Origin of the sequence: Bacillus sp. AFS041924 (assembly GCF_002577195.1) — a bacterium.
In the GTDB taxonomy this organism is placed as follows: domain Bacteria; phylum Bacillota; class Bacilli; order Bacillales; family Bacillaceae_G; genus Gottfriedia.
Genome location: NZ_NULG01000155.1, coordinates 1 through 7,432 on the forward strand (window position 1 = coordinate 1; position 7,432 = coordinate 7,432).

Annotated in this window: 7 protein-coding genes; 5 read left to right on the forward strand and 2 right to left on the reverse strand. The window is 30.7% G+C overall.

Annotated features, from left to right (window positions below; genetic code table 11):
- Positions 1-162 precede the first annotated feature (162 nt).
- From COC46_RS21755 to COC46_RS21775, 5 genes are all read left to right on the forward strand, one after another.
- A complete protein-coding gene (locus tag COC46_RS21755; protein WP_098811976.1) occupies positions 163-459 on the forward strand; it encodes a hypothetical protein in 297 nt (98 codons plus the stop codon).
- A gap of 284 nt (positions 460-743) precedes the next feature.
- Positions 744-1,319 (forward strand): LysE family translocator, encoded by a 576-nt coding sequence (locus COC46_RS21760; RefSeq protein ID WP_098811977.1) that lies wholly within the window; start codon positions 744-746, stop codon positions 1,317-1,319.
- A gap of 25 nt (positions 1,320-1,344) precedes the next feature.
- On the forward strand, positions 1,345-2,121 hold the full coding sequence (locus COC46_RS21765) for an AraC family transcriptional regulator (protein ID WP_098811978.1): 777 nt from the start codon (positions 1,345-1,347) through the stop codon (positions 2,119-2,121).
- 567 nt (positions 2,122-2,688) lie between these two features.
- Complete coding sequence (locus COC46_RS21770; RefSeq protein ID WP_098811979.1) at positions 2,689-4,590, forward strand: endonuclease MutS2; 1,902 nt, start codon at positions 2,689-2,691, stop codon at positions 4,588-4,590.
- A 184-nt stretch (positions 4,591-4,774) separates the two neighbouring features.
- Positions 4,775-5,488: a class I SAM-dependent methyltransferase gene (locus COC46_RS21775; RefSeq protein ID WP_176545253.1), complete on the forward strand. Its 714-nt coding sequence runs from the start codon at positions 4,775-4,777 to the stop codon at positions 5,486-5,488.
- A 65-nt stretch (positions 5,489-5,553) separates the two neighbouring features.
- Here the strand turns inward: COC46_RS21775 and COC46_RS21780 are convergent, their stop codons facing one another.
- Together COC46_RS21780 and COC46_RS21785 are read right to left on the reverse strand one after the other, a co-directional pair.
- On the reverse strand, positions 5,554-6,420 hold the full coding sequence (locus COC46_RS21780; protein ID WP_098811981.1) for a phosphotransferase: 867 nt from the start codon (positions 6,418-6,420) through the stop codon (positions 5,554-5,556).
- A gap of 401 nt (positions 6,421-6,821) precedes the next feature.
- Entirely contained in the window at positions 6,822-7,259 is a 438-nt protein-coding gene (locus tag COC46_RS21785) for a hypothetical protein (RefSeq protein ID WP_098811982.1), read from the reverse strand.
- Positions 7,260-7,432 lie beyond the last annotated feature (173 nt).

Sequence of the window (7,432 nt, forward strand, 5' to 3'; positions counted from 1 at the left end):
AGAGTAGAACGTCGCCTGGTAAAAAAAACATCAGCTATTTGGCTGATGTTTTTTTATGCTCTGATAAATTAAATCGAGAACTTCCTTATGTAACCAATGGCGGTTTTTTGAGTTAGTTGCATTTGAGAAAATTTATCTAGGCATAAAAAAGAGATTAGACAAATGAACCTTATAAAATATTTCATTACACAGTTAATGTTTTGTGGGGTAGTATTCCTAACTGCTTCCTGTTTAGAAAGCTATATTAGTAAACCTTTTACGATTATAGATTTAATGGTGCTAATCATTGGATTACTAATATATTATATTATTTTTAGCCTATACAATAAGGCGAAAAAAGGTTTAAAACCCGTTCGCTATGAAATTTTATTTACTGTATTAACTATTCTTATTGCGGCTATCTTTGTAGGAGTTTTAACCGGTGAAGTGAAGTTTAATCTTTCTTCAACTATCATGTAAGAACGGATATTCCTTTCTTTCACTGTTGTGAATACTAGATTTACGGGTTGCTAGCAAATATTTGTGCATTACGTAATCGTCAGGGTAGTCGATTCTTTTAGTGTAGTAGATCTTACACATTATTGAACAAAACTGAATTCAAAAGAATGAAAAATAAAGTATCAGTATCTTAAAATTTTTATGGTTAACTTCTTTATATATACCTGCAATAATATACTATAAGCATTTTTCTTTAAGATGTAAGATTTGATGAGAATAACTTGAATGTGAAAGGAGTTTTTCTCGTGAATTTTACATCTTTTTTAGTGTATTGTTTTATTGTTACCTTTACACCAGGACCAACTAATATAGTAATATTATCGACAGTTCATAATAATGGGACAAAAAAGGCGATGGAATATACGTATGGTGCAACGATCGCTTTTGGATTATTACTTGTAATATCTGCTATGGTAAACACTATTCTAATAGAGACCATACCGAAAGTTTTAATTATTATGCAGATAGTAGGAAGCGTTTATATGCTTTATCTTGCATACCAAATTTACAAAATGGATTCATCAAAATCATCCGAAAATCAAACAGGAACATTTATGTCTGGGTTTCTTATGCAGTTTTTAAATCCAAAGGTAGTACTATTTACGATGACAGTAATTCCTACTTATATACTGCCCTATTATGTCGGGTTGTCTGCCGTTACATTTAGTGTTATGGCCATAACAATCATTGGATTCTTAGCATTTATTACTTGGGTGCTTTTCGGTTCGATCTTCAAGGTGTTTTTACAGAAACGCAAAAAGACTGTCAATATTGTGATGGCATTATTCTTAGTTTATGCTACGGTCATAATTTGGATGTAAGTAAGCTTCTAAAGAGGTGAATTTAATGGACAAATTTATCTATAAAAAATCATTAGGTATTACTGCACTATCAGCAAGTATTACTGATTTTAAGTATAAAAAGCACACTCACAAGGAGTATGCAATAGGTGTAACATTACGCGGTATTCAACAGTATAATCTTGATGGCAGCTTACAATTATCACATCAAAATGGTATTATGCTTTTTAATCCAGAACAGGCACATGACGGAATGGCACATGATGAGTCTGGTCTTGATTATGTTATGCTCTATATCGATCCACAGTTACTGTTAGAAGTAATAGAGAAAAAGGATATAGTACGTTTTAAAACTCCTATAATTTACGACTATATTCTCGAAAAAAAAATATTAAGTCTTACAAATGCGATATTTACCGGAAAAGATGAAGCTTTGTGCAGTGAATTACTCGTATCTCTCACAGATTGCCTTCTTCAAACTAATCTTTCAACAGACTATAAAAAAGATGATGTTCTCGTGAGTAAAGCAAAGGGTATGATTCATACTAATTTAGAAAATGTACTTAGACTAGAAGATATATGTAAAGAACTTAATTTATCAAAATTTAAGTTCATTAGATTATTCAAGACTCATACTGGAATATCACCTTATCAATACTTTCTTAACTACAAGATTGAACGTGCAAAGCAGTTAATCGAAAAAAATAGAGATATCTATTCAGCAGTAGCTGAGTGTGGTTTTGTTGATTTAACTCATTTAAATAAACACTTTAAAAACATCTATGGAACAACTGCGTTTGAATACATGTCACATTTAAATTGAAGTGACGACGGGTTTTACGATGTTATCCCTGAAGAATATGACTTTCAATCAGTTCTTTTAAAAACAAAATGTAAAAAATAATAGAAAATTTTCATCTTAAACATATAATAAATCCAAAGTAGATCATCTTTACTTTTCAATTTTCACATAGTATGATGATTACAATAAGTTAGTTTCAATGAACATAATAATAAATGAGGTGCATTTTGTGAGTGCGGTAGGTTCTAAATAGGAAAAAATTAAATGAAATAGATAGGATGAAAAAAGGGGAATTTGTAAAATTCGTACCCTTAATTTTGTCATGTATTTATTTCTAGACCTATGAAGATACCTACAATACTTTATAATGCTCATAATGAAATCGGTATGCTATTTAGTGATAGCTTATTTAACTATATTTCAATTATGAATGCCTTGTAATGTGATTAAAGCTGCGGTATCTCTGCAGCTTTTTTATATTTTTTCGGATAAAACAAATAGTTGTTTCTATCTATTTTTCATTGAAATCTAACATGTAGGTATCTCCATATATGATCACTTAAATCATATTGAAGAGGAGAATTTAAATTGAATAATATAACTTTTGAAAAATTACAATATAACGAGTTGAAAGAAATTGTAAAAACTTTTTGTGTAAGTGGATTAGGGAAAAAATTGATAGATCAATTAGAACCTAGCTCTAATGTGAAGGTAGTTAAAAATAGATTAAACGAAACAACAGAAGCTCGGACAATATTAGATGCGGAAGATCATGTACCATTTTTGGGTGTATCTAATATCGAAAATATCATACAAAATCTTGAAAAGGGCATGATTTTAGACCCAAGTGATTTAATCAGTATTTCAGATTTTTTAAGAGGTTGTAGAAGAATTAAGAAGTTTATGCAAGAGAAAGTGTTTTTTGCACCAATTCTTGCTTCTTACGCAAACTCAATGAGTGAATTTGTAAAACTTGAAGACGAGATTAATTTTTCAATTAAAGGAAACAGCGTTGATTCTGCGGCTAGTAAAGAACTTAAAAGAATTAGAAATAATATTGAATCAGTGGAAGAAAAAATTAAAGATCGTTTAAATAAATTTTTAAATAGTAGTGCTAATAAAATGTATATTCAAGACTTCTTTATAAGTAAGAAAGATGATCGATATACAATTCCGATTAAAGCTTCCTTTAAAAAGCAAGTTCCTGGAGCAATCATTGAAGTCTCTTCAAAAGGTTCGACTGTTTTTATTGAACCGAATACTGTTACGAAATTAAACTCTGAGCTTGCAAACTTAAAGGCCGAAGAGGCAATGGAAGAATATCAAATATTAGCTACTCTTTCAGGAATGATTTTAGAGAACATTTATGAAATAAACATAAATATGGAGTTAATTAGTCAATATGATATGGTGTTTGCAAAGGCAAAGTTTAGCAAACAGATTGGTGGAGTTGAGCCAAAATTAAATGACTTTGGATATATAAAGTTAGTTCAATGTAAACATCCACTATTAACGGGTGAGGTAGTTCCACTTAATTTTGAGATAGGCGAAAGTTACCGTAGCCTAATTATTACTGGTCCTAATGCTGGTGGAAAAACGATTGTTTTGAAAACAATTGGGTTACTAACTTTAGCAACAATGTCAGGCTTTCATATAATTGGAGACAGAGATACTGAAATTGCAGTCTTTGAAAAAATCTTTGTTGATATTGGAGATAATCAAAGTATTGAAAATGCGCTAAGTACATTTTCATCACATATGAAAAACCTTTCAGATATTATGAAGGTTTCTAATAATAATACACTTTTACTATTTGATGAAATAGGAAGTGGTACAGAACCAAATGAAGGAGCAGCACTGGCAATTTCTATATTAGAAGAATTTTACCTTATGGGATGCATTACAGTAGCAACTACCCATTATGGTGAAATAAAACGGTTTTCAGAAATGCATAACGATTTTATGAACGCAGCAATGCGATTTAATACTGAAACATTAGAACCTATGTATAAATTAATAATAGGGAAATCAGGAGAAAGTAATGCGCTATGGATTTCTAAGAAAATGAATATTCGCGAACAAGTTCTTCAAAGAGCAAAAGAATATATGGAGAATAAAGAGTACCGACTAGAAAGAGTGAATGAAAGTGCAATAAGGAAACCAAAGATTGTCAAAGTGAAAGCAGTAGAGAGGGTTAACTACCAAAAAGGCGATCGAGTAAAATTATTAGACTTCGATAATGTTGGAATTGTCTACAAGGAAAGCGATAATTACTACAATCTTGTTGTTTTCTATAATGGGGAATTAATAGAAGTAAATGAAAAACGAATATCATTAGAAGTAAAAGCTACTGAACTATATCCAGATGGATATGACTTAGACACTTTATTTATTGATTATTCAACAAGGAAAATGCAACACGATATTGAACGAGGTTCGAAAAAGGCACTTCGTAAGATTCAAAAAGAAATACGAAAAAACAAAGAGTAATATTTCACGCTTCAAAGATTCGTGTTTTAACTAGGTTAAATATCAAATTATTGTTCTTTATAAAAGTTTAAAACATCAGCATAGAGCTGATGTTTTTTATAAGAAAAAATTGTTTTGGAGAATACAAAGCATTTTACCCTTTAATGAATAGACTATACCAAACTATATGATTGGGGTCTTAAATATGAAGAAATTTTCTTATATAGATTTAATCGCCATTCTTAATATAGAAGACGCACATCCGGGCGGGTTTGATTTAACAAAAAAAACATTAAAATTTCTTCCATTAACATCAGAAAGTTTAGTTTTAGAAGTAGGGTGTGGATCAGGGAATACAGCTAGTTATCTTTATGAAAATTACAAATGCTCAATTACTTCAATTGATATTAACAGTCGGATGCTCGCCAATGCTAGAAAACGTTTTAACAAAATGAAAGTCCCGATTACATTGCATCAAGCAAATGCCGAGAATCTCCCTTTTAAGGATAATTCGTTTGATATTATTATTTCGGAATCAGTAACAAGTTTTACAAATGTAGATAAGTCATTACTTGAGTATGTAAGAGTGTTAAAAAAGGGTGGATTTTTTCTTGCTATAGAAATGACAGCAGAACGACCACTAACAATAAAAGAAGAAAGTGACATTAAGGATGTATATGGCATTTCAAAAGTAAGAACAGTTAGAGAATGGGAACAAAACTTAATTAAGGCAGGATTTAGAGATTATAAAATTATAAAAGGTAATTCGATTATGAATACTTTAACAAAATCGACAGAATCACTACCGTTTCAAAAATTACCACCAGAAGGTATTGAACTACTTCATAAGTTTCAAGAGTTATTATTACATTTTAAAGATGTACTGGGATATAGAGTTTTATTATGCAGAAAGAGATAAGCATCATCGCTTATCTTTTTTTAAAATATCTCTAGAGTGTAGGTCTTACTTTCTAGATCCAAAAATTATATAGATTCGATAAGTTCGGTCCAATATTTCCAAGCTAATAGATATTCGTGTAAATCTTCTGGATGATGTCTTATACATGTGGCTAACCTGAGATATAGTCCAACTAATACTTCTTCAAAAAGTATACGGGGATCATGATATTGTGAAAATTTCAGATGATTTACTGCTGAACAGATTGTTTCTTTTGTTAGATTATCTGGTGAAGAGCAAAACGCATATATTAAATCATAAAGCGGATTACCAAAAACCGGAGTGGGATCAATTACTCCATGTAACTTGCTTTTATTGAAAATAAAATTATGTACACCACAGTCACCGTGTAACAAAAATGGGTCTCTTTGAAAAGTCATTCGACTAGTATTGTTAATAATAGAAAGGATAAGGTTATGATCTTTTTTATTTAAATACGAATCTAAAGTTTTATTAGCCTCTGTTATTCTACTTATAAGAAAATCTGTCCATGAATTCGATAAATCATCTACCCAGCCCCAACCGGGAGCGTTAGAATAGGATTGGTAATTATTTATTAGCTGCTTAACAAGGGATACTAATATGTTCTTTTTGTTATTTCGAACATAGGTCGTGTCCCCTGGAATAAAAGGATAAACTAAATATTTAAAGGATCTTTCAGTAAAAAGTAAAGTTGGTAATAAATTTATCTTATTATAGAAATTTAGAAAAAATGCTTCGGGCTCTAATACTTGAGGATCATTTAATTTTACTATATATCTGCTATCGTTATTTCTATTGCTTAGAAGGTATATGCAACTTGTTGTCCCACCTGTTAGACGAGTGTAATTAAGGTCATTTTTATGAAACAAACTCATTTCTGTTAAATCATTTATTATTGCTTCTATATACATAGACTCCTCTCCCTTGCGTATAATCGTTTATTTAAGTATACTCCTCTAATTCACTGGTCTTCCATGAGGATTATTGGAAAATGTTTATTAATTTCCTCGACATTCATGCTAAAAAGGGGCTTAGCGATAGTAAGTGTGTATGTACATACAAGGAAATGATTAATAAAGCGATAATGATTATTTTCATATTAACACCTAGCTTCTATGCTCTATTGTTTTAATGCTCTAATTCTCTCTCTAAAGGAAGGGTGTTATTATTCTGTGTTAGTAAATTTGTACTGAAAGAGAGACTGTCTTATAAGAATTCTATAATTGTTTGCATTTAAAAAGGGTGCCCCAAAAGTCAGCAATTGACGTAAGGGACCTACCCACAGTAGTTGAATATAGTATTTTATTGAGCATTAAAAGAAGAATAATGCAGCTAATGCTACTCCTGCTACAAAACCAAGTGCAATTGAAATGCCGAATCCACAGCCGAAGAACCCACATCTAAAGCCATCCCGATCGAAATCCCTGTCTTCTCTTCTATCAAATCTTCTATCGAATCTTCTGTCAAATCTATCATCAAAACGATTTTCATTACGGAAACTTCTATTTGAAAAATTTCTATCTGAGAAATCTCTATTAGAATGGTTTCTGTTCATATTACTTCTATTACGATTTGTAGATCTATTAGATGAATTAGAGTTTTGACGATGTTGATTTAATGGTTCAATAAACACTCGATCTTCAGTTACTTTAGTAATACGACCAACATGCTCATTGCCTTCTTTATCGAAAATGCGTACAACCTGCCCTCTAAAATTATTACATAATTGATGGGCTTCATTACATTGCATAACAATTCCTCCTTTTCTTGTACTAATCTATGAAGTGGAATAGTTTGTGCTTGTACTTATACCTAGTTGTACAATTAACTAATTAATTTCTTTAAAATTTACGTAAATAATTCTTGTTAACTTTTTGTAAAGAAATGCTTGCAATCGATTGGACAAGATGGTATATTTGTTTA

Excerpts from the sequence above, each read along its gene's own strand:
- COC46_RS21765 (WP_098811978.1), top strand. The coding sequence starts at position 1,345 with ATGGACAAATTTATCTATAAAAAATCATTAGGTATTACTGCACTATCA.
- COC46_RS21780 (WP_098811981.1), bottom strand. The coding sequence starts at position 6,420 with ATGTATATAGAAGCAATAATAAATGATTTAACAGAAATGAGTTTGTTT.
- COC46_RS21785 (WP_098811982.1), bottom strand. The coding sequence starts at position 7,259 with ATGCAATGTAATGAAGCCCATCAATTATGTAATAATTTTAGAGGGCAG.
- COC46_RS21755 (WP_098811976.1), top strand. The coding sequence starts at position 163 with ATGAACCTTATAAAATATTTCATTACACAGTTAATGTTTTGTGGGGTA.
- COC46_RS21775 (WP_176545253.1), top strand. The coding sequence starts at position 4,775 with ATGAAGAAATTTTCTTATATAGATTTAATCGCCATTCTTAATATAGAA.